The sequence below is a fragment of the Plantibacter sp. H53 genome (assembly GCF_001650455.1).
GTDB lineage: Bacteria > Actinomycetota > Actinomycetes > Actinomycetales > Microbacteriaceae > Plantibacter > Plantibacter flavus_A.
This window is the reverse complement of record NZ_LWCT01000005.1, coordinates 49,730-72,002: the sequence shown is the minus strand read 5'-3', so window position 1 is coordinate 72,002 and position 22,273 is coordinate 49,730. Positions and strand designations below refer to the sequence as shown.

22 protein-coding genes are annotated in these 22,273 nt (G+C 70.0%); 18 read left to right on the top strand and 4 right to left on the bottom strand.

Annotated features, from left to right (window positions below):
• Position 1: 1 nt before the first annotated feature.
• The 9 genes from A4X17_RS04435 (at position 2) to A4X17_RS04395 (ending at position 9,215) form a co-directional block, all read left to right on the top strand.
• Positions 2-2,113 carry a biotin carboxylase N-terminal domain-containing protein gene (locus A4X17_RS04435; protein ID WP_064294459.1) on the top strand — a complete coding sequence of 704 codons (2,112 nt, stop codon included), beginning with the start codon at positions 2-4 and terminating at the stop codon, positions 2,111-2,113.
• Positions 2,110-3,276 (top strand): acyl-CoA dehydrogenase family protein, encoded by a 1,167-nt coding sequence (locus tag A4X17_RS04430; protein ID WP_064294458.1) that lies wholly within the window; start codon positions 2,110-2,112, stop codon positions 3,274-3,276. The genes A4X17_RS04435 and A4X17_RS04430 overlap by 4 nt, the downstream gene beginning before the upstream one ends.
• Positions 3,277-3,283: 7 nt before the next feature.
• Entirely contained in the window at positions 3,284-3,781 is a 498-nt protein-coding gene (locus A4X17_RS04425) for a MaoC family dehydratase (protein ID WP_064294520.1), read from the top strand.
• Positions 3,778-4,623, top strand: a complete 846-nt coding sequence (locus A4X17_RS04420) for a CoA ester lyase (RefSeq protein ID WP_064294519.1) — start codon at positions 3,778-3,780, stop codon at positions 4,621-4,623. The genes A4X17_RS04425 and A4X17_RS04420 overlap by 4 nt, the downstream gene beginning before the upstream one ends.
• Positions 4,624-4,794: 171 nt before the next feature.
• A complete protein-coding gene (locus tag A4X17_RS04415) occupies positions 4,795-5,874 on the top strand; it encodes an aldo/keto reductase (protein ID WP_079002693.1) in 1,080 nt (359 codons plus the stop codon).
• Positions 5,875-5,944: 70 nt separating this feature from the next.
• Positions 5,945-7,312, top strand: coding sequence for a pitrilysin family protein (locus tag A4X17_RS04410; RefSeq protein ID WP_064294457.1), 1,368 nt, complete (start codon positions 5,945-5,947; stop codon positions 7,310-7,312).
• Entirely contained in the window at positions 7,313-7,915 is a 603-nt protein-coding gene (locus A4X17_RS04405) for a histidine phosphatase family protein (RefSeq protein WP_064294456.1), read from the top strand.
• A 47-nt stretch (positions 7,916-7,962) separates the two neighbouring features.
• Positions 7,963-8,781, top strand: coding sequence for a 4-hydroxy-tetrahydrodipicolinate reductase (gene dapB / locus A4X17_RS04400; RefSeq protein ID WP_064294455.1), 819 nt, complete (start codon positions 7,963-7,965; stop codon positions 8,779-8,781).
• A gap of 11 nt (positions 8,782-8,792) precedes the next feature.
• The gene (locus A4X17_RS04395; protein WP_194718991.1) at positions 8,793-9,215 is read left to right on the top strand and encodes a hypothetical protein; all 423 of its coding nucleotides are present in this window, start codon (positions 8,793-8,795) and stop codon (positions 9,213-9,215) included.
• Between the two features lie 23 nt (positions 9,216-9,238).
• Here A4X17_RS04395 and A4X17_RS04390 read toward each other — a convergent pair whose 3' ends face one another.
• The 4 genes from A4X17_RS04390 to A4X17_RS04375 form a co-directional block, all read right to left on the bottom strand.
• Positions 9,239-10,129, bottom strand: a complete 891-nt coding sequence (locus A4X17_RS04390) for a TIGR01777 family oxidoreductase (RefSeq protein ID WP_064294453.1) — start codon at positions 10,127-10,129, stop codon at positions 9,239-9,241.
• A gap of 39 nt (positions 10,130-10,168) precedes the next feature.
• On the bottom strand, positions 10,169-10,594 hold the full coding sequence (locus tag A4X17_RS04385) for an OsmC family peroxiredoxin (protein WP_064294452.1): 426 nt from the start codon (positions 10,592-10,594) through the stop codon (positions 10,169-10,171).
• A 128-nt stretch (positions 10,595-10,722) separates the two neighbouring features.
• Positions 10,723-11,223, bottom strand: coding sequence for a DUF4395 domain-containing protein (locus A4X17_RS04380; protein WP_064294451.1), 501 nt, complete (start codon positions 11,221-11,223; stop codon positions 10,723-10,725).
• Positions 11,220-11,669, bottom strand: coding sequence for a thioredoxin family protein (locus A4X17_RS04375; protein ID WP_231884286.1), 450 nt, complete (start codon positions 11,667-11,669; stop codon positions 11,220-11,222). The genes A4X17_RS04380 and A4X17_RS04375 overlap by 4 nt, the downstream gene beginning before the upstream one ends.
• Positions 11,670-11,762: 93 nt before the next feature.
• Between A4X17_RS04375 and dapA the strand changes: the two genes are divergently transcribed.
• The 9 genes from dapA to A4X17_RS04330 all read left to right on the top strand — a co-directional run bounded on the left by dapA (position 11,763) and on the right by A4X17_RS04330 (position 22,154).
• A complete protein-coding gene (dapA, locus tag A4X17_RS04370; RefSeq protein WP_064294450.1) occupies positions 11,763-12,740 on the top strand; it encodes a 4-hydroxy-tetrahydrodipicolinate synthase in 978 nt (325 codons plus the stop codon).
• 20 nt (positions 12,741-12,760) lie between these two features.
• A complete protein-coding gene (locus A4X17_RS04365) occupies positions 12,761-14,437 on the top strand; it encodes a ribonuclease J (RefSeq protein WP_064294449.1) in 1,677 nt (558 codons plus the stop codon).
• 147 nt (positions 14,438-14,584) lie between these two features.
• Positions 14,585-15,577, top strand: coding sequence for a hypothetical protein (locus tag A4X17_RS04360; RefSeq protein WP_064294448.1), 993 nt, complete (start codon positions 14,585-14,587; stop codon positions 15,575-15,577).
• Entirely contained in the window at positions 15,574-16,278 is a 705-nt protein-coding gene (locus A4X17_RS04355; RefSeq protein WP_064294447.1) for an ABC transporter ATP-binding protein, read from the top strand. Before A4X17_RS04360 ends, A4X17_RS04355 begins: the two co-directional genes overlap by 4 nt.
• Positions 16,271-17,509 (top strand): ABC transporter permease, encoded by a 1,239-nt coding sequence (locus tag A4X17_RS04350; RefSeq protein ID WP_157583334.1) that lies wholly within the window; start codon positions 16,271-16,273, stop codon positions 17,507-17,509. The genes A4X17_RS04355 and A4X17_RS04350 overlap by 8 nt, the downstream gene beginning before the upstream one ends.
• A 58-nt stretch (positions 17,510-17,567) precedes the next feature.
• Positions 17,568-18,059 (top strand): GNAT family N-acetyltransferase, encoded by a 492-nt coding sequence (locus A4X17_RS04345; protein ID WP_064294446.1) that lies wholly within the window; start codon positions 17,568-17,570, stop codon positions 18,057-18,059.
• A 77-nt stretch (positions 18,060-18,136) separates the two neighbouring features.
• Positions 18,137-21,031, top strand: a complete 2,895-nt coding sequence (locus A4X17_RS04340) for a DNA translocase FtsK (protein WP_064294445.1) — start codon at positions 18,137-18,139, stop codon at positions 21,029-21,031.
• A gap of 2 nt (positions 21,032-21,033) precedes the next feature.
• Positions 21,034-21,642: a CDP-diacylglycerol--glycerol-3-phosphate 3-phosphatidyltransferase gene (gene pgsA / locus A4X17_RS04335; protein WP_064294444.1), complete on the top strand. Its 609-nt coding sequence runs from the start codon at positions 21,034-21,036 to the stop codon at positions 21,640-21,642.
• On the top strand, positions 21,639-22,154 hold the full coding sequence (locus A4X17_RS04330) for a CinA family protein (RefSeq protein WP_064294443.1): 516 nt from the start codon (positions 21,639-21,641) through the stop codon (positions 22,152-22,154). The genes pgsA and A4X17_RS04330 overlap by 4 nt, the downstream gene beginning before the upstream one ends.
• Positions 22,155-22,273 lie beyond the last annotated feature (119 nt).

Genomic DNA, 22,273 nt, shown 5'->3' with positions numbered 1-22,273 from the left:
CATGACGATCCGGACACCGAACCGACCGGGCCAGGCATCCGCGCGTCCCTTCCGCTCCGTCCTCGTCGCGAACCGCGGCGAGATCGCCTGTCGCGTGATCCGCACGCTCACCGCGATGGACATCGAGAGCATCGCGGTCTTCAGTGACGCTGACCGCGACGCCCCGCATGTCCGGCTCGCGGACCGCGCCGTCCGCCTGGGACCCGCGCCGGCCTCGGACAGCTATCTCGACGTCGACGCCGTCGTCCGGGCCGCCGTCACGACCGGGGCCGAGGCGGTGCACCCGGGGTACGGCTTCCTGTCCGAACAACCCGCGCTCGCGAGGGCGCTCGCCGCTGCCGGGATCGTCTTCATCGGACCGGACGAGCGCGCCCTGGTCCTCATGGGCGACAAGATCCGGGCGAAGGACCACGTCGCGGCTCGAGGCGTCCCGATCATCGAGGGCGTCGCCGACGCCTCGCTCGACGACGACGCGCTCGTCCGTGCCGGCGTCGCCATCGGCTTCCCGCTCATCGTCAAGCCGGCGGGCGGAGGCGGCGGCAAGGGGATGCAGGTGGTGGAACGCGCTGAGGAGCTCCCATCGGCCATCGCCTCCGCGCACCGGGTGGCCGAGGCGGCCTTCGGCGACGCCACGCTCCTCCTCGAGCGGTTCGCCACGAGACCCCGGCACATCGAGGTGCAGGTGCTCGCAGACGCCCACGGTGCGGTCGTGCACCTCGGGGAGCGCGAGTGCTCGCTCCAGCGTCGGCACCAGAAAGTGGTGGAGGAGTCCCCGTCGCCGCTCATCGACGACCGGCAGCGGGCGCGACTCGGCGAGGCGGCCTGCACGGTCGCCCGGAGCGTCGGCTACCGAGGGGTGGGGACCGTCGAGTTCCTCGTCGCCGACGACCGACCCGACGAGTTCGCCTTCCTCGAGATGAACACGCGGTTGCAGGTGGAGCATCCGGTCACCGAGCTCGTCACGGGGCTCGACCTCGTGGAGTGGCAGGTGCGCGTCGCCGCCGGTGAACCGCTGACGATGACGCAGGACGACGTCGTCCTGCGTGGTCACGCGGTGGAGGCGCGGCTGTACGCGGAGGACCCGTCGAACGGCTTCCTGCCCCAGACCGGGGTGCTCGAGCGCGTGCGTCTGCCGCAGGGGCCGGGGGTCCGCGTCGACGGCGGCATCGTCGCCGGGCAGTTCGTCGGCCCGTGGTACGACCCGATGCTCGCGAAGATCGTCTGCTGGGCCGAGGATCGCGGGACCGCGCTCCGGCGACTCGACGCCGCGCTCGCGGCGACGGTGGTCTTCGGTGTCCGCACGAACCTCGGCTTCCTCCGGCGGCTCCTCGCCGACGAGGACGTCGTCGCGGGACGGCTGCACACCGGTCTCATCGCCGACCTGCTCGACGACCGTCCGTCCGACTCGACGTCCGAGCGGATCCTGACCGCCGCGGCGCTCGCCGAAACGGAGGACCGGCGATTCAAGGCCGCAGCGCGGACCGCCGGACTCGGGACGCCGTGGTCGGACCCCGGTGGGTGGCGCCTCGGCGTGGCAGCACCGACGCGACAGCACCTGCGTCTTGAGGACGGACGCATCGTCCGCATCGAGGTGCGCGGCTCGAGCGACGACGCGAGCGTCTCCGTCGATGACGCGGCACCGACGCGGGCCGCGGTCCTCAGCCGGTCGGACGGCACCCTGCGGTTCGAGCACGACGGTGTCAGCATCCCCTTGGAGACCGTCCGCGTGGGGGACGAACGATGGATCGCGCTCGACGGTGCCATCAGTGTGGTCGAGGTGGTCCCGCGTGAGGCGCTCCCAGCCGGCGGGGATCCGACCGCGGCCGGTGCGGTCGATCCGGAGGTGCGGACGCCGATGCCCGGCACCGTCACGGCCGTGCACGTCACGAGCGGCGACGCCGTCACCGCCGGTCAGCCGCTCGTCACCGTCGAAGCGATGAAGATGGAGCACCTCCTCACCGCCACGACCGACGGCACGGTCACCCTCCACGTCTCCACGGGTGGCACGGTCGCCACCCGTCAGTCGGTCGCGACGATCGCCGCAGACCACGTCGCAGCCCACCTGAACGCAGCCCCAACCGATGCAGCACCCACGAACGGAGCATCAGCATGAACACCGAGCTCAGCCCCGAGCACCAGCGGATCGTCGACACGGTCAAGGCGTTCGCCGACGAGGTCGTCGCGCCCGCCGCCTACCAGTACGACACGGAACGGCGTCTGCCGTACGACATCATCGCGCAGATGGGGGAGCTGGGACTCTTCGGGCTGCCGTTCCCGAAGGAACTCGGCGGCGGGGGGATGGACTACTTCGCGCTCTGCCTCGCCGTCGAGCAGCTCGGACGCGTCGACCAGAGCATCGGCGTCACCCTCGAGGCCGGCGTCGGCCTCGGAGCCATGCCGATCTACCTGTACGGCACCGACGCCCAGCGCGAGGAATGGATCCCGCAGCTCGCGAGCGGGCAGGCGCTCGCCGCCTTCGGCCTCACCGAGGCGCGTGCCGGCAGTGATGCAGGCGCGACGGAGACCACCGCCGAGCTCGTCGACGGTGAGTGGGTGATCAACGGCACGAAGCAGTTCATCACCAACTCCGGGAGCGAGATCACCCGTCTCGTGACGGTCACGGCCGTCACGGGGGAGCGGGTCCGATCCGACGGCCGGGTGACGAAGGAGCTGTCGTCGATCCTCGTGCCGGTCCCGACGCCGGGCTTCACCGCGCTACCGCCCTACGACAAGGTCGGCTGGCACACCTCCGACACCCACCCGCTGCGGTTCGAGGACGTCCGTGTACCGGAGGGCAACCTGCTCGGCGAACGCGGGCGCGGATACGCCAACTTCCTCACCGCGCTCGACGGTGGACGGATCGCCGTGGCCGCGCTCGCCGTCGGAGCCGCCCAGGGCTGCCTCGAGGAGGCGATCCGCTACGCCAAGGAGCGGGTCGTGTTCGGTCGGGCGATCGGCGACAACCAGTGGATCGCCTTCCGGATCGCGAAGATGCAGGCGCGGGTCCACACCGCCAGGCAGGCCTACTACGACGCCGCGTCGCGCATGCTCCGGGGAGCGCCCTACAAGATGGAGGCCTCCATCGCGAAGATGGTCGCCGGGGAGGCCGCGATGGACAACGCCCGCGACGCGACCCAGATCTTCGGCGGCTACGGGTTCCTCAACGAGAACCCGGTGGCGCGGCACTACCGGGACTCGAAGATCCTCGAGATCGGGGAGGGCACCACCGAGGTGCAGCTCATGATCATCGCCCGCGAACTCGGCTTCGCGTCGTGAGGTCATGATGACCGACTCGTCCGAGACGTCGTCCGGCCCCGTGATCGAGCAGCGAGGTCTGTACTTCGAGGAGTTCGTGGTGGGTGCGACCTACCGCCATCGCCCCGGGCGCACCCTCACGGAAGCCGACAACGTCCTGTTCTCGACCCTCACGATGAACGGGCAGTCACTGCACGTGGATGCCGCATGGTCTGCGACCGGGCCCTTCGGGGAACGGCTCGTGAACTCGATGCTGACCCTCTCGACGCTCGTGGGGCTGTCGGTCGCGCAGCTCACCGAGCAGACGATCGTCGCGAACCTGGGCTTCGCCGACATCGCTTTCCCGAATCCGATGCACCACGGCGACACGCTGTACGCCGAGACGCTCGTGACGGCCAAACGGCTGTCGTCGTCGAGGCCGGGCGAGGGTGTCGTCACCCTGCTCCACACGGGTCGGAACCAGGACGGCGTCGTCGTCGCGACCGCGACCAGGAGCACGCTCGTCCAGTGCTCGGGTGCATCGTGACCGGCGCCGCGGCGTTCGACCTGGGGCCGGCGATCCTCTTCGTCCCGGCGGACCGCCCCGATCGCTTCGCGAAAGCGGCCGCGCGCGCGGACGCCGTCATCCTCGACCTCGAGGACGCCGTGGCCCCGGCCGACAAGCCGGCCGCCCGCCGGGCGATCGTCGACCATCCGCTCGATCCCTCACGCACGGTCGTCCGGGTCGACCCGGCTGGCACCGTCGACTTCGACGACGATGTCGCGGCACTCGCGGACACCGCCTATCGCACGGTGATGCTGGCGAAGACGGAGACGACCGCGGCGCTCGACCGGCTCGTGGACGCGATCCCGGACGTCCGGATCATCGCGCTGTGCGAGACCGCTGCCGGTGTCGTGCAGGCACCCGCGTTGGCCGCCCATCCTGCGGTCCTCGCGCTCATGTGGGGCTCTGAAGACCTCATCGCCTCCCTGGGTGGCACGAGTAGCAGACTGGCCGACGGGCGATACCGGGACGTCGTCCGACAGGCTCGCTCCTCGGTGCTGCTCGCCGCGGGAGCCGCCGGGGTGGCCGCGATCGACGCGGTCCACCTCGACATCGACGATCTCGACGGGCTCGCGCACGAGGCGGCGGACGCGGCCGCCGTCGGCTGCATCGCCTCCGCGTGCATCCACCCGGGACAGGTCCCGACCGTTCGCGCCGCCTACCGCCCGGACCCCCGATCGGTGTCAGCGGCTCGTGCGCTGCTCGACGCCGCAGCGGGAGCCGCCGGCGTGTTCCGGCACGAGGGACGCATGGTCGACGAGCCCCTCCTGCGACACGCGCGACGCGTGCTCGCCCGTGCCGAGGTGTCCGTCGGTCCGAGGTGATCGACCGACTCCCGCAATCGTTACGAATCAGTTGCCACCCGGTCGTGATGTCGTCCGGCCGAAGTCGCCGGTCTCCTCTAGCCTGGTGAGCAAGCACCGGCCCGTCGCTCCACGCACGGATCCCGACGGTGCAGCGCGTCACCGGTCGGCGGACCGAGAGAGGGGCAGGGGATGCCACACCTCTGGCGCTCGTCGAGCACCCGTGGCAGTTCTCTCGTCGGCGGAGCAGCGGACGGCGTCGACGACGACGCGAGTCGGCGTCCCGAGCAGCTCGTCCCGCACCCGTCCTTCCCGACGCCCGTCCAGGACCCCGAGCCCTCTGAGGCACCGAGGCGCACGATCGGCGACTCCGAGTTGTCGGTCTTCCCGGTCGTGCTCGGCGGCAGCGTGTTCGGGTGGACGGTCGACCCCGACACGACGTCGGACATCCTCGACCGGTTCCACGACTCCGGCGGCAACATGGTGGACACCGCCGACAGCTACGCGGGCGGACGCAGCGAGATCCTCATCGGCAACTGGATGCGGAAGCGCCGCAACCGGGACGACATGGTCGTCGCGACGAAGATCGGCCGGCACCCCGACTACCCGGGTCTCGGCTCGGTGAGCATCATCCGCGCGGTCGAGGCGGCGCTCGAACGGTTGCAGACCGACCACATCGACCTGCTGTCCTTCCACGACGACGACCCGAGCATCCCGTTGGCGGACAGCCTCGGGACGGTCGACTGGCTGATCGAGACCGGCAAGGTCCGCTACCTCGGCACCTCGAACACGACCCCTGAACGGCTGATGGAGGCGCGGATCCTCTCGGCGAGCGGCTTCACCCAGTTCGTCGCGCTCGAGACGCACTACAGCCTCATGCACCGGGAGCCGTACGAGAGTACCCTCGCGCTCGTCGCGACGGCCCAGCACCTCGGTGTCCTGCCCTACTTCGCCCTCGCGAACGGGTTCCTGACGGGCCGCTACCGCACTCGTTCCGACCTCGACCCGAGCACCCGCGGCAGTCGCGCCGCGACCCATCTCCACCGCCGCGGACTGCGGGTCCTGCACGTCCTCGACGAGATCGCGGAGGAGAACCGCTGCACGGTGGCCTCGGCCGCGCTCGCCTGGGCCATGTCCCGTCCCGGCGTCGTCGCGCCCATCGCGAGCGCGTCCCAGCCGGCTCACGTCGACTCGCTCATCGCGGCCGCCGACGTGCGGCTGAGCCGCGGGCAGATCCTCGAGCTCGACCGCGTCTCCGGTCGCTTGCGCTGAGTCGACCGGCGGTCGCCTGCGCACGGTCGCTCGCGCGCGACGCCCGGGAACCTGACGTATGGTTGGGGTGATGAACGCCGCCGTCGACTTTCCGCTCACTCGTCCCGAGCTCGCGTTCACCGCATCCGGGGACGCGCTCGTCCGCCGGACGGTCCTGCCCAACGGGCTGCGCATCCTGAGCGAACACATGCCGGGCAGCCGTAGCGCGACGATCGGCTACTGGGTGGCCGTCGGTTCCCGCGACGAACAACCGGAGACCGCCGATCGACCGGCGACCTTCGGCTCGACGCACTTCCTGGAGCACCTCCTGTTCAAGGGCACGCCGTCGCGTTCCGCCCTCGACATCGCGGTCGCCTTCGACGCCGTCGGCGGCGAGCACAACGCGCTCACGGCCAAGGAGCACACCTGCTACTACGCCAAGGTGCGCGATCGCGACCTGCCGATGGCGGTCGACGTCATCACCGACATGCTCACCTCCTCGCTGCTCGACCCGGAAGAGTTCGAGAACGAACGCGGCGTCATCCTCGAAGAGCTCGCGATGATGGACGACGATCCGGGGGACGTCGCCAACGAACGGTTCTTCGAGCGCGTGCTCGGCGAGCACCCCCTCGGGCGTCCCATCGGCGGTCACCCGCAGTCGATCATCGAGGTCGGCCGGGACGCCGTCGTGGCGCACTACCGAGCCAACTACCGCGCGAACGACGTCATCGTGACGGCGGCCGGCGCGGTCGACCACGACGCGCTCGTCGTCCAGGTGTCCGAGGCGCTCGTGCATGCGGGCTGGCCGGCGGACGCGGTGGCCGCACCGGTCGCGCGTCGGACGCTCGCTCCTGCTGCCATCGTCGGCGGCTCGCCGCTCTCGGTCGTACACCGGCCCACCGAGCAGGTCCACCTGCAGATCGGCGGAGCGGGTCTCATCGCGGGCGATGAGCGACGATTCGCCATGAGCATGCTCAACTCCATCCTCGGCGGCGGCATGTCCAGCCGCCTGTTCCAGGAGATCCGCGAACGGCGCGGGCTCGCCTACTCGGTGTACTCGTTCGCCGGCAGCTACTCGGACGCCGGCGTCTTCGGCCTCGCTGCAGCCTGCTCCACGGCGAAGGCGGCGACCGTGGCCGAGCTCATGCTCGCCGAACTCCACCGGCTCGCCGAGCACGGCGTGACGGACGAGGAGTTGTCGCGGGCGCTCGGCCAGCTGAGCGGCGCATCGGCGCTGGCCCTGGAGGATTCGGACTCCCGGATGAGCCGACTCGGTCGAGCGGAGCTGACCCTCGGCGAGTTCATCGACCTCGACGAGAGCATCCGTCGCCTGCAGTCCGTCGGTCAGGACGACGTCCAGCAGCTCGCGCAGCACCTCGCCGCGCAGCCCATCACGGTGTCGGCGGTCGGAGCCGTCGACGAGGACACCTTCGCTCCGATCATCGCGGGGGTGCGTTGAATGTCCCATTACCTGTATCTCGTCAGACACGGCGAGCAGCAGCACGCTGAGCACGGCTTGCCCGACGGACCACTGTCGGCACGCGGTCGGCGTCAGGCACAGCTGCTCGCGGAGCGCCTCGGCGGTGTGCCCATGACCGCGGCATGGCACTCGCCGTTGCAGCGTGCCGCGGAGACCGCCCAGATCATCGCGGAGCGGATGCCGGCCGTCACACCGGAGCCGTCGTCACTGCTCTTCGACTGCGTCCCGAGCGGACGCACACCGGAGACGCCGTCGGCGTTCGACCCCTTCTTCGGTTCGATCACCGAGGCGGAGATCGAGGCGGGCGAAGCGCAGATGGCCGACGCCGCCGCCGAGTTCCTCTCGCCGAAGCGCGGTGACCATCACGAGCTGCTCATCACGCACAACTTCGTCATCGGGTGGCTCGTCCGCGAGGCGCTCCAGGCGCCCGGATGGCGCTGGGTGAGCATCAACCAGGCCAACGGCGGACTGACGGTGCTGCACCAGCGCGCCGGGCGTCCGTGGAGCCTCATCACCCACAACGACCTCGCGCACCTCCCCATGGAGCTCCGCACGGGTCTTCCCGAGCCGCACATCGTCTAGCCGGGCGGCCCGCCTCCTCCCGGACGGGCAGCACGTAAGCTGAGGGCATGACGACACGAGTGGCGCTGGCCGGCGCGAGCGGCAAGATGGGCCGACTGTTCACCAGCATCATCGGTTCACTCGACGACTTCGAGCTGGTCGCGTCGCTCGGTTCGTCGAGCGAGCTGAGCGAGATGGACGGGGCGGACCTCGTGGTCGACGTCACGGTCCCGGGTGTCAGCCAGCGGATCGTCGACCACGCCGTCGCTCAGGGCATCAACGTGCTCGTCGGGACGAGCGGTTGGTCGGCCGAGCGTATCCAGCGACTCGACCGCCGGCTCGCCGAGCTGCCCGAGCAGGGCGTCGTCATCATCCCCAACTTCTCGCTGGGGTCCGTCCTGTCGACGAGTCTCGCGACCGTAGCTGCGCGCTTCTTCGACTCGATCGAGATCATCGAGTCCCACCGCGACACGAAGGTGGACTCGCCCTCCGGCACCGCCGTGCGCACCGCCGAGCTGATGATGGCCGCTCGTGGCGACCGTGGGCCCGTCGCCGCTCCGCACACCGACCAGCGGGCGAGGGGACAGCAGGTCTCGAGCATCCCGATCCACAGCCTGCGGCTCCAGGGCGTCGTCGCCCGCCAGGAGGTCGTGTTCGGTGGCGTCGACGAACTCGTCACGATCACGCACGACACGATCTCGCCCGCGTCCTACGAGCGGGGCATCCGGCTCGCCCTCGTCGCCGCCCGCGACGCCCGGGGGGTCACCGTCGGTCTCGACAGTCTGCTCGACCTCGGACTCGATCGCCCAGGGTCGGCGGGTCGGCGGCCCGCCCAGGGGGCGCCCGAGCACGTCTCCGGTCAAGCCGCGGCGGCCAGCGCCCTGTGAAGACCCGCGTCATGGTCGCGATCATCGCGGCCCTGCTCGTCCTCTACATCGTCCTCGTCGGGTACCGTGCCGTCGTCCTCCTCGGCACGGGCGAGCCTGTCGGCATCGCCATGGGTGCGGCGCTCATCGTCCTGCCGATCCTCGGCGTCTGGGCGCTCTGGCGCGAGATCGCCTTCGGGCTGGGCGCCGAGCGACTCGGAGTCCGCCTCGAGGCCGAGGGCGGCCTTCCGCCCGAGCAGGTCGAGACCCGCGAGAGCGGCCGGCCGATGCGTGATGCCGCAGACGAGCTGTTCCCGAAGTACCGCGACGCGGCCGAGGCCGCTCCAGACGACTGGCGGTCCTGGTACCGCCTCGGACTCGTCTACGACGGTGCCGGAGACCGCCGCCGCGCACGGCAGGCCATCCGACAGGCGATCCGGCTCTCGCGGAGCTGACCGGAGCGGCGGCGTCCCGTCGTTCAGTCGCGGGCGAGTGCTTCGGCCAACGCCTGCTCGACGGTCGGCGTGCTGAACGTGAAGCCGTCGTCCAGGAGCCGACGAGGTTCGACGCGCTGATCGCTCAGCAGCAGTCCGTCGGCGGCGTCACCGAGGAGCGCCTTGAGGGCGAACGTCGGGACGCGGAGCAGATAGGGCCGGTTCATCCGTCTGGCGAGCTCGAACATGAGGTCGTCGGCGCGGGCGGCCTGCGGACCGCACAGGTTCACCGGTCCGGAGAGCGTCGAGGCCAGGAGGTGGGTGATCGCCCGGACCTCGTCCTGCAGCCCGATCCAGGGCCAGAACTGGCGGCCCGAACCGAGCGGACCGGCGACCCCGAACCGGGTGAGCGGTGCCAGCGGCTTGAGCACGCCTGCCAGGTCGACGACGATGCCGTTGCGGAGTAGCACGGTGCGGACGGCGTCGGGCGCCGCGAGCGCCGAGTCCTCCCAGGCGACGACGACGTCGGCGAGGAATCCGGTCCCTCTGGAGGAGTCCTCCGTGAGGGTCTCTCCCGGACGGTCGCCGTAGTACCCGACCGCCGAACCACTGAGGAAGGCGGCCGGTGGCTGCTCGGCCCGGTTCATGGCGTCGACGAGGGTCCGGGTGGCGCTGAGTCGTGACCAGAGGATCGTGGATCGGTAGGCCGCCGTCCACGGCAGCTTGCCCAGGGAGGCGCCGGAGAGGTTGACGACCGCGTCGGCGCCGCTCAGGACTCGCGGGTCCAGCGTTCCTGCCAGCGGATCCCACTCCGCTTCTCCGGCACCGCGCGCCGGACGTCGTACGAGCCGGACGACCTCATGGCCGTCGGTCTCGAGGGAGCGCCCGAGCGCCGTTCCGATGAGCCCGGAGGCCCCGCCGATCACGATGCGCATGCGCGTCGCCTTCCTGGTCGTGCTGCTGGACGGTGGTGGTTACGCGAGGCTGGCTTCGAGGGTGATCGGGATGCCGGCGAGCGCCTGCGAGACCGGGCAGCCGTCCTTCGCCGCCGTGGCGATGCGCTCGAAGTCGGCCTCGGAGATGCCGGGCACGACCGCGCTGACGAGCAGGTGGCTGCCGGTGATGCCGGTGCCGGGGGTGAAGGAGACCGCTGCGGTCGCCTGGATGCGCTCCGGCGGGAATCCGGCGCTCGTGAGTTCGTTGGCGAACGCCATCGAGTAGCAGGAGGCGTGCGCAGCCCCGAGCAGTTCCTCCGGGGTCGTCGTCGTGTTGGATCCCTCGGAGCGTGCCTTCCAGTCGACCGCGAACTCGGCCGCCTCGGAGGTGTCGAGGCTCGTGTGCCCCGATCCCTCGAAGAGCGTGCCGTTCCAGACCGTCGTGGCTTCGCTTGTTACCGCCATGGTGCAACCTCCATCGTCGGGCCGTGCAGGAGCGCATCGGCGCTGGTGTTCGTGGGGTCAGCCTAACCGGATCGACCTGGACGGTCACCCCGTCGACAAACGGTGTCGTCAGGTGCTTCGGGCCGCCGTCACGCCTGTCGCCCGATGACACGGGCGCGGAGGAGGAGCACATACAGGCGGCAACCGAGGCAGAACCCGAACGCCGCGTTGAGGAAGGCGGCGACGAACGCGGCACCGGCGGAGACGGCGAGCGATCCCGGCACCCCGATGAGGTGCAGCACGAGTCCGATCGCGACCACCACCAGGCCGACGCCCTGGGCGAAGGTCGGTGGTTCAGGTGCCTCGAGTTCGGTGGGCGGGCCGAGCCTCGGGCGGATGAGGCGTCGGAAGACGACGCCGTACGGGTGGCGTCGGATCCCGGCGAACGCGCCCCACGCGAACAGGGCTGCGATGACGACGAGGAGGACGAAGGCCGGTTGGCCGGCCCGCGCGGGCGGCGTGTCGGCGAGCGGCGCCGTCAGCGCGAGGAAGACGGCGACGAGGAGGAGCACGGCGGTCACGGTCGCGCCGAACCGCGGGCTGCGCGGGTCGATGCCGGTCGGCTGTGCTGCTGGAGGGTTCGAGGTCATGCCGGTCTCCCGAGGACGGATCGCAGCTCGCCGGCGAGCACCGCACGGCGTGCGGCCCCGGAGAACCGACCGCGCACGATCCCGGCGCGGTCGAGGAGGAGGACGGTGGGCGTCTGCAGGACGGCGAAGCGGTCCGCGAGGTCGGGACGGTGGGTCAGGTCGACGTCGAGGACGCCCACGCCGGCCTCCCCATCGGCCAGCTCGTGCAGCAGTCGTCTGGTGCCGGGGCACAGGGCACAGAACTCGGTGCTGAACTGCACCAGGGTGGCCGATCGGCCGAGCGGAGTGGTCGTCCCGAGTGCCGCCGGCGAGAGGCGGTCGCCGTCGGTGCGGTGCGTCGCACGCCCGCTCCGTGCACGCACGATCAGACCCACCGCCGTCGTGGACAGGACGAGGACGAGGATCAGCGAGAGGGCGGCCGTCGGGTGCATGGTGTCCGTCAGCATAGGGTCCGGGTACCGGTCCCTGAGCCTCTGTGACGCGAGGTGACGCCTGTGCGGATGGTGACCCGCACGAGGGAAACCCGATAGCCTGAGAGCGTGTCGCGTGCAGAGAACCCCTTCGGTCAAGTCCTCGTCGCCCTGGTGACGCCGTTCACCGCCGACGGCGAGGTCGACTGGAAGGCCGTCGAGCGACACATCGACGACGTCGTGACCGCGGGGGCCGACGGCATCGTCGTCACCGGCACCACGGGTGAGACGTCGACGCTGACGGACCCGGAGAAGGTGAAGCTCGTCGAGGTCGGCAAGGCCGTCGCGGGCGGGCGCGCGAAGATCATCACCGGTGGTGGCTCCAACGAGACGGCCCACGCGATCGAGCTCGCGAAGAAGAGCGAGCAGGCGGGCGCCGACGGCAACATGATCGTCACCCCGTACTACAACAAGCCCACCCAGGCCGGCGTGCTCACCCACTTCCGCATGATCGCCGACTCCACGGATCTGCCCGTCATTCTCTACGACATCCCGGGGCGGACCGGCATCCCCATCACCTACGAGACGATCCTGCGTGCGGCCAAGCACCCGAACATCCTCGCGGTGAAGGACGCCAAGGGCGACCTCAGTGAGGTGAGCCGGGTCATGAACCAGACGGACCTCATGTACTTCGCCGGCGACGACGCCAACGCACTGCCGACGCTCGCCATCGGCGGCACCGGCCTCATCGGCGTCACGGCCAACATCGCGCCGACGCCCTACCGACACATGGTCGACGCGGTGAACTCCGGCGACCTCGTCGCGGCGACCGCCGCGCACCGGCAGCTCGAGCCGCTCGTGCGCGCGGTCATGACCCACGTCCCCGGCACCGTCGCCGCCAAATACATCTTGCACGGCCTCGGCCGGATCCAGAGCCCGCGGGTACGTCTTCCGCTGGTCGGTCCGGAGGAGTGGGAGGCCGCGCAGATCGAGGATGAGATCGACCTGGTGAAGGACATCCCAGGCGTCGACTTCCGCAACTTCCGGCCAGACCGCAACGCCGCCGCCGGTGGCGCGCTGCCCAAGGTCGCCGGTACGACTCGCTAGACAAACCAGAGGGGGGCTACATGCCCAATACCATCATCGATCCGCCAGTCCTCGAACCGGGGACGCTCCGCGTCATCCCCATCGGAGGACTCGGCGAGATCGGCAGGAACATGACCTGCTTCGAGATCGACGGCAAGATCCTGATCGTCGACTGCGGCGTGCTCTTCCCCGAAGAACACCAGCCGGGCGTCGACCTGATCCTTCCCGATTTCACCTCCATCAAGGACCGGCTCGACGACATCGTCGGGGTCGTGCTCACGCACGGTCACGAGGACCACATCGGCGCCGTGCCCTACCTCCTGAAGCTCCGCAAGGACATCCCGCTGATCGGTTCCGGCCTGACGCTCGCGCTCATCGAGGCGAAGCTCAAGGAACACCGCATCGTCCCTTACACCCTGCCGGTGAAGGAGGGTCAGATCGAGGCGCTGGGGCCGTTCGACCTCGAGTTCGTCGCGGTCAACCACTCGATCCCGGACGCGCTCGCGGTGTTCATCGACACCGACGCCGGCACGGTCCTCGTGACCGGTGACTTCAAGATGGACCAGTTGCCGCTGGACGGCCGCCTGACGGACCTCCGCGCCTTCGCCCGCCTCGGTGAAGAAGGCGTCGACCTCTTCCTCGTCGACTCGACGAACGCCGACGTTCCGGGATTCACGCCGCTCGAGCGGTCCATCGGGCCGGTCCTCGACCAGGTCATCGCGAAGTCCGAGCGCCGCGTCATCGTCGCGAGCTTCTCGAGTCACGTGCACCGCGTCCAGCAGGTCCTCGACGCGGCTCACGCCCATGGCCGGCGGGTCGCGTTCCTCGGTCGGTCCATGGTGCGCAACATGGGTATCGCAGCCGACCTCGGGTACCTGAACGTCCCCGAGGGCCTGCTCATCGACTACAAGAAGGCGAAGGACCTCCCCGAGGACAAGATCGTCTACATGTCGACCGGGTCACAGGGCGAGCCGATGGCCGTCCTCAGCCGGATGGCGAACCTCGACCACGCGATCGAACCGGGCCCGGGCGACACCGTCATCCTCGCCTCGAGCCTCATCCCGGGCAACGAGAACGCGGTCTACCGGGTCATCGACGGCCTGACGAAGCTCGGTGCCACCGTCGTCCACAAGGGCAACGCGAAGGTCCACGTCTCCGGTCACGCGGCCGCCGGTGAGCTGCTGTACTGCTACAACATCCTTCAGCCGAAGAACGTGCTCCCGGTCCACGGTGAGTACCGTCACCTCGTCGCGAACCAGAAGCTCGCGATCGACAGCGGAGTCCCGGCGCAGAACACCTTCATCGGCGAGGATGGCATCGTCATCGACTTGAAGGACGGCGTCGCGAAGGTCGTCGGGCAGCTCGACGTCGGGCTCGTCTACGTCGACGGCTCGACCGTCGGCGAGATCACCGACGCCGACCTCAAGGACCGTCGCATCCTGGCGGAGGAGGGCTTCATCTCGGTCATCGTCGTCGTCGACTCGAAGACCGGGCACATCATCTCCGGCCCGGAGGTGCACGCGAAGGGCTTCGCCGAGGACGACAAGGTCTTCGCCGACATCAAGCCGAAGGTCGCCAAGGCACTCGCCGAGGCGGCGGAGAACGGCGTCCGCGACACGCACGCGCTGTCGCAGGTGATCCGTCGGACCGTGGGCCGCTGGGTCAACACGTCCTTCCGTCGCCGCCCGATGATCGTCCCGCTCGTCATCGAGGCCTGATCACCGGACGGGTCAGCTCGGTCCCACCCGCCAGGAGGCGGTCGGACATCATCCGCGAGGGTGATGTCCGACCGCCTTCCGCGTTGCTACCTTGGAAGCTCCTATGGCCGCTCGTCACTCCGACTGCGGTGGATTCCGGAGGTCGGCGTGGGCGTTGTCCGCACCTGGGTGTTCCCCATTCTGAAACTGCTCGTCTTCACCGCGATCGCGGTGGCCCTCGTGAAGGTCGCGTTCTTCCCGGACGCACCGCAGGAGGAGGGGCCGACGCAGCCGACCGGGAGCCTCGTGGAACCACAGGTCCAGGCGGCGCTCGGCACCGTGGTCAACACCGTCTCGGTGGAGGGCCAGGTCGTCGCCGACCCGGCCAGCACGGCGAAGTCGACCGTCGCCGGCACCGTCGACGAGGTGTTCGCCGCCAAGGGGGCCGTCCTCGCGGAGGGTGATCCCATCCTCGACGTCAAGACCATCGACGAGGAGGGCAAGGAGCGGTACGTGCAGGTGACCGCGCCGGTCGCGGGCACCCTCGGCAACGTCAAGCTCATCCACGGGCAGTCGGTCCAGATCGGCGACGCGGTTGCGCAGGTGTCGCCGGCCACGTTCTCCATCACCGGGGCGTTGAGCGCCGACAAGCAGTACCGTCTGCTCACCATCCCCGGCGAGGCGACGGTCACCATCAACGGCGGCCCGGCCCCGTTCGTCTGTCCGGCCGTTCGCGTCACGACGCCGTCGAGCGGCGGCGACGAGGAGGAGCCGACGACGGGCGGTGGATCCGGGCAGACACCCGGTGGCAGCGGAACCTCCGTCACCTGCGCGGTGCCCGGTGATGTCCGGGTGTTCGCCGGACTCGCCGCGACGATCGAACTCGCGGGCGGTGTCGCCGAGAACGTCCTCGTGCTCCCGACGACCGCGGTCAAGGGTTCGGCAGGAACCGGGACCGTCTGGGTCGTCGGCGCCGACGGTGCCCAGGAGGAACGGTCAGTCACGCTGGGACTGAACGACGGGCAGCAGGTGCAGATCGTCGACGGCGTCGCCGAAGGTGACTCGGTGCTCCAGTTCGTCCCCGGAGCCGTCGCGCCCGCGCCCGAGGGGTGCACGACGCTTCCGGACGGCAGCATGGCTTGCGACGGGTCGGTCGGGTGACGCTCCTCGAACTCCGCGGCGTCACCAGGGTCGTCCAGATCCCCGATGCGCCGCCGCTGACGATCCTCGACGGCGTCGACCTCGAGGTGCACGAGGGCGATCGCGTCTCCATCGTTGGCCGATCGGGTTCGGGCAAGTCGACGCTCCTGAACCTCCTCGGCCTGCTCGACAAGCCGACCTCCGGGTCGCTCGTCTTCGACGGTCGACCTGCGGAACGCCTCGGCTCCGGTGCGCGCGACCGACTGCGCGGCGCCCAGATCGGATTCGTCTTCCAACAGTTCAACCTCCTGCCCGGCCGGACCGCGCTCGAGAACGTGACGACGCCGCTCCTGTATGCCGGCGGACGCTCGTTCTGGCGCCGTCGGGAGATCGCCGCCGCGATGCTCGAACGCGTCGGACTCGGCGACCGCCTCGACGCGATGCCCACGAAACTGTCCGGCGGCGAACAGCAGCGCGTCGCCATCGCACGGTCATTGGTCCGTGGGCCACGGCTCATCCTCGCGGACGAGCCGACCGGCGCACTCGACGTCGAGACCGGCACCTCCGTCATGTCCCTGCTCGATGAGGTGGCGTCCTCCACGGGGGCCGCCCTCGTGACGATCACCCACGACCGGGCCATCGCCCGTCTCGCGACGACCCACCACCGTCTCGATCACGGCGTGCTCACCCCCGATCACGAACTGGAGGCCACGGATGTCTAGGATCCTGACCTCGATCGTCGGAGCGGTCGTCGAGGCCGCCCAGGAGCTGCGGATCCATCGTGGCCGGGTCATCCTCTCGCTCATCGGCGTCGGTGTCGCGGTGTGCGCCCTCACGAGCATGGTCGGCATGTCGTCGCTCGCGGCGCAGGCCCAGACCGAGTCGCAGGAACGCTACGGCGGCCGACCCGCCACGCTCATGGCGTCGGTCTACGGCACGGGAGCGGAGCAGCCCGACCCGGAGCTGTACATCACGGCGGTGCACGACCTCGCCGAGCGGTACGGCATCGGGTACGTCTCGCAATCCGGTAGCACACAGTTGAACGTGCAGTTCGCCGACGGGACCGTGCCGGTACCCGCGACCGTCGTCGACCTCCCCTACGGCGAGATGCACCGCATCAGACTCGACGAGGGCACCTGGTTCCAGGAGGACGACGGCGACCGCCTCGCACCCGCGATCGTCGTGAACCCGGCGTTCTGGCAGCGCCTCGGGTCGCCGCCCATCGAGACGCACCCGACGGTCACCGTCCACGGTGAACATCCGGTCACGGCCGTGGTCGTCGGGGTGTACGCGAGCAACGAGTGGGACACCGAACCGCAGCTGTCGATCCTGCCCGCGGGGACGGCGCTCATCGGTCCGGCGGCCGGCGCCGAGGAGGGCATGGGCCAGCCCGGTCAGCTGCCGCAGTTCGAGTTCTGGGTCCCGAACGCGGACGCCGAGGCCTTCATCCAGCGGATCCAGTCCGACCTGCGTGCCGAACTCGGCGACGCGTACGGCGTCGAGGTGTTCCGCAACGACTTCGGCCAGACGGGAGAGGACCCGCTCCTGTCGTTGAAGCTCGTGGTCGGTGCCGTCGCCGGACTCATCCTCCTGCTCGGAGCCCTCGGGCTGATCAACCTCTCGCTCGTCACCGTCCGCCAGCGCATCCGCGAGATCGGGATCCGACGCAGTTTCGGGGCGACCGCGCCGCGCGTGTTCTTCGCCGTGATGATGGAGAGTGTCGTCGCCACCTTCGTCGCCGGGGTGATCGGTGTCATGCTCGCCGTCGCCGTCGTGAAGAGTCCGATCGTCGAGCAGTTCATCGGTCAAGGGCTCGTGACGGACTTCCCGCCGTTCCCCATCGAGGCGGCGGTCCTCGGGCTGGTCAGCGCGACGGCCGTCGGCGCGATCGCCGGGCTCCTCCCGGCGCTCGTCGCCGTCCGCGTGAAGGTGATCGACGCCATCCGGTACTGAGCGCCGGCGACCCCTCACGCGTCATCTGCTCGAAACACCGTTGGCGTACCATCCGTCCATGGCGGTCTACTCGATCCGCGAAGCCGCGGTGGCTGATGTGCGCGTCCTCACCGACATGATGGTCGAGGCGGCCAACTGGAACGCCGTCGCGCCCCGTCCCCGGTCCGCCGTCCTCGCCGATGCGCAGCACACCCGGTACGTGCACGGGTGGCGTCGCCCCGGCGACGCCGGGGTCGTCGCCGTCGGGCAGGACGGTGCGCCGGTCGGGGCGTGCTGGTATCGACTCTTCCCGTCCGACGCACCCGGGTTCGGGTACGTGGCGGGCGGCGTCCCCGAACTCATCCTGGGGGTGAGTCCGATCCACCGCGCACAGGGCGTCGGACGGCAGTTGCTCCGCGCGACCGTGCAGCTCGCCAGAGCGGCCGGGTACCAGCGCATCAGCCTGAGCGTGGAGCGGGCGAACCACGCCGTCTCGCTGTACCGCACCGAGGGGTTCGCGACCGTGGACCGGCGGGGGAGCCGCGACACGATGGTCCTGAATCTGCGCTGACCGCCCGGCGGATCGCGGATCGTGGACACCCCGCCAGCTTGCCGGGCTGCGTCGGTGGCGACGAGTACCGTGAACGCATGGCCGCACGTTCCAACTCGACCAGCCGTTCGCGCAGCGCTTCCTCGCCGAGCGGCGCTTCGTCGCGCACCACGAGCACGAAGACGAACACCAAAGCCGGCCCCAAGGCGGGCGCGTCGACGACGAAGCAGCAGAAGACCGTCGCCTATCCGGCCGCCGAGGAGCAGCGCAGTGTGCTGACCTCGATGTGGCTCGGTCTCGCGCACGGCGTCGGTGGAGCGGTCCGCGCCCTCGGTCCCGAGCGCATCGCCAAGGAGGACCGTCGCGACGGCTTCCCCTTCCTGCTCTTCCTGCTCGCCGTCGTCGGTGCCGTCGTCGAGTGGTTCGGCGCGGCCGACCCGGTCGCCCAGACCTTCGACGCCTGGTCGTTCGGAGGCCTCTTCGGCCGACTCGCCTTCGTGCTCCCGGTCATCATGATCGTCTTCGCGGTCTGGCTGTTCCGGCACCCGGCCTCGGTCGACGACAACGGCCGCATCAGCATCGGCCTCGGTCTGCTCCTGATCAGCATCTCGGCGCTCTGCCACATCCACGGTGGCCAGCCGAACCCGAGTCAAGGCCTGCCCGCGTTGGCGCAGGCCGGCGGTCTCCTCGGGTGGATCCTCGGCGCTCCGCTCGCCGCGATCATCACCCCGATCGGCGCGACCGTCCTCATCTCGCTCCTGATCCTCCTCAGTCTCTTCATCGTGACGAAGACGCCCCCGAACCGCGTCGGTGCCCGCGTGCGGCAGTTCTCCACCTGGATGTTCGGCGAGCAGCCGGAGGCACCTGAGGGAGAGCCCGCAGAGCCGAAGCGTGCGCGGACGAAGCGACTCGACGACCTCGACGAGGAACCCGACGAGCCGGCGGCCCTGCCGTGGTGGCGTCGCAACACGAGCCGCCGCGAGGACGACCCGACGTTCGAGGACCCGCTCATGGGCGACAACATGACCGAGCTCCTCGGTCTCGAGAAGCCGTCCGGCGGATTCGACTCGCCGCTCGAACCGGTGGCCGCGCCTGCCGCGTCGCCGAAAGCCGCGCCGGTGCACGACGCCTTCGGCTCCGAGCTCCTCGGCGACCTCGAAGCGGCGGAGAGCGCCGTCAAGCGGTTCAACACGGGCGAGATCAAGCCGCAGACGGGTCTGCACGACGACAGCATCCCCGGCGCGACGGAGGTCATCGAAGACCTCGACCCCGCGCTCCTCGGTGCACCCGACCAGATCGACTTCTCGGCGCGCCCGATGGCGCAGCAGGGCCAGGACGACACGCCCTACCGTCTCCCGTCCGCAGGGACGCTGGCTGCGGGGGAGCCCGCGAAGACCCACAGCGCGGCCAACGACGAAGCGGTCGCCGCGATCACGAGCGTCCTCGACCAGTTCGGCGTCGACGCGAAGGTCACCGGCTTCTCCCGCGGCCCGACCGTGACGCAGTACGAGATCGAGCTCGGCCCGGGCGTCAAGGTCGAGCGCGTGACGGCGCTCAGCAAGAACCTCTCCTACGCCGTGGCGTCCAACGAGGTCCGCATCCTCTCGCCCATCCCGGGGAAGAGCGCCATTGGTATCGAGATCCCGAACACCGACCGCGAGATCGTCACCCTCGGCGACATCCTGCGGTCGACGGCGGCCACGAACAGCAACCACCCGATGACGATCGGCGTCGGCAAGGACGTCGGCGGCGGCTACGTCGTCGCGAACCTCGCGAAGATGCCGCACCTCCTGGTCGCCGGGTCGACCGGCTCCGGCAAGTCGGTCTTCGTCAACTCGATGATCACCTCGTTGCTCATGCGCGCCAAGCCGAGTGAGGTGCGCATGGTCCTCATCGACCCCAAGCGCGTCGAGCTCGCGCCGTACGCGGGCGTCCCGCACCTCATCACGCCCATCATCACGAACCCGAAGAAGGCGGCGGAAGCGCTGCAGTGGGTCGTGAAGGAGATGGACATGCGGTACGACGACCTCGCGAGCTTCGGCTACCGGCATATCGACGACTTCAACAAGGCCGTCGTGGCAGGCGAGATCGTCCTCCCCGCGGGAAGCGAACGCGTGCTGAAGCCCTACCCGTACCTGCTGGTCGTCGTCGACGAGCTCGCCGACCTGATGATGGTCGCGCCCCGCGACGTCGAGGACTCGATCGTCCGCATCACGCAGCTGGCCCGTGCGTCCGGTATCCACCTCGTCCTCGCGACGCAGCGTCCGTCGGTCGACGTCGTCACCGGCCTCATCAAGGCGAACGTCCCCTCCCGCCTCGCCTTCGCCGTCACGAGCGTCACCGACTCGCGGGTCATCCTCGACCAGCCGGGCGCCGACAAGCTCATCGGCCAGGGTGACGCCCTGTTCCTGCCGATGGGCGCGAACAAGTCCATCCGCGTGCAGGGTGCCTGGGTCGGCGAGAACGAGATCCAGCGGGTCGTCGAGCATGTCACCAACCAGGCGCGGCCGGAGTACCGGAAGGACGTCCAGGCCGTCGCAGAGCGCAAGGAGATCGACGCGGACATCGGCGACGACCTCGAACTGCTGCTCGCCGCAGCGGAGCTCGTGGTGTCGACGCAGTTCGGATCGACCTCGATGCTGCAGCGGAAGCTCCGGGTCGGTTTCGCGAAGGCCGGCCGGCTCATGGACCTCATGGAGTCCCGCGAGATCGTCGGCCCGTCCGAGGGCTCGAAGGCCCGAGACGTCCTCGTCACCGCCGAGCAGCTGCCGGGGGTCCTGGCCCGTCTGCGCGGCGAGGACGACGGCTCGGCCGCTCCGGCCCCCGCGGCGGCGGCGTCGACAGCAGCTGCGGCCGCTCCGGTCGTCGGTGCTGCCGGCGGCGTCGAGCCCGACCCCTACGGCGCGGACCCGGTCGAGGCCCAGTTCCAGGACTATCCTGAGGTCGAGGGCGGTTCTGACGAAGACGCCTGGAGTCTCACCGGTCGGGAGTAGACATGACGGCATCGAACGCGTCGGCTGCTGAGCCGCGCATCTCGAACTGGAACCTCCCGAACGCGATCACCGTGGCGAGGATCGTGCTCGCGCCCGTGTTCATGTGGATGCTGCTGGCGGACGACGGTTCCGACGGCGCACTGCGGTGGTGGGCGGCACTGCTCTTCGTCGTCGCGATCGCGAGCGACGGCATCGACGGACACATCGCCCGCAGTCGCAACCTCGTGACGGACCTCGGCAAGATCCTCGACCCGATCGCCGACAAGGTGCTGACGGGTGGAGCGCTCGTCGCGTTGTCGATCCTCGGTGAACTGCCGTGGTGGGTCACGATCGTCGTGCTCGTGCGCGAGATCGGCATCACCGTCCACCGCTTCATCGTGATCTCCGACCATGTCGTCGCCGCCGCGTGGATGGGGAAGCTCAAGACCCTGGCGCAGGCCGTCGCGATATCGCTCGCCCTCGCGCCGTTCTGGGTGCTCCTCGGTGACTGGGTGCTCTGGGTGAACGCGGTGTTCATGACCATCGCCGTGCTCCTGACCATCGCGAGCGGCATCGACTACGTCGTCACCGCCGTCCGCGGGTCGCGCGCCGACCGGCAGGTCAAGCGATGACGTCCGATGCCGTCGAGTCGGCCGACGTCGGTGCCGCCTCGGCGGTCCACGCCCTGATCGACGCCCGGTTGACGATCGGTGTCGCGGAGTCCCTGACCGGCGGGCTGCTGGCCGCGGCGCTCATCAGCGTCCCCGGCGCGTCCGCGACGGTCCGAGGCGGTGTGGTCGCGTACGACACCCGCCTGAAGCACTCGTTGCTCGGAGTCGACGCCGGCCTCCTCGCGCTCCACGGTGCCGTGCACCCGGAGGTGGCCCTGCAGATGGCCGACGGCGCGCGCCGTGCCCTGGCGATCGACGGGCTTCCAGCCGACGTCGGTATCGCGACGACCGGCGTCGCCGGACCGGACCCGCAGGACGGCCAGGCCGTCGGGACGGTCTTCGTGGGCATCGTGACGCGAGCGGGTGGACGGGTGGTGCCGCTCACCCTCGACGGAGGCCGTCAGGAGATCCGACACCGGACCGTCGAGCTCGCGTTGGAGGCGCTCGTTCGCGAACTCGGCGCACTCGAGTGAACGCCGACTCGGATCGGCGGAATACCGTCCGTTTCCATCACGTTACAGATGACGTATTCACAAGAAAAGCCCAGTGATCCTGGTTACTGTTCGGCATACGGTGGTTGTAATGTTGGCCA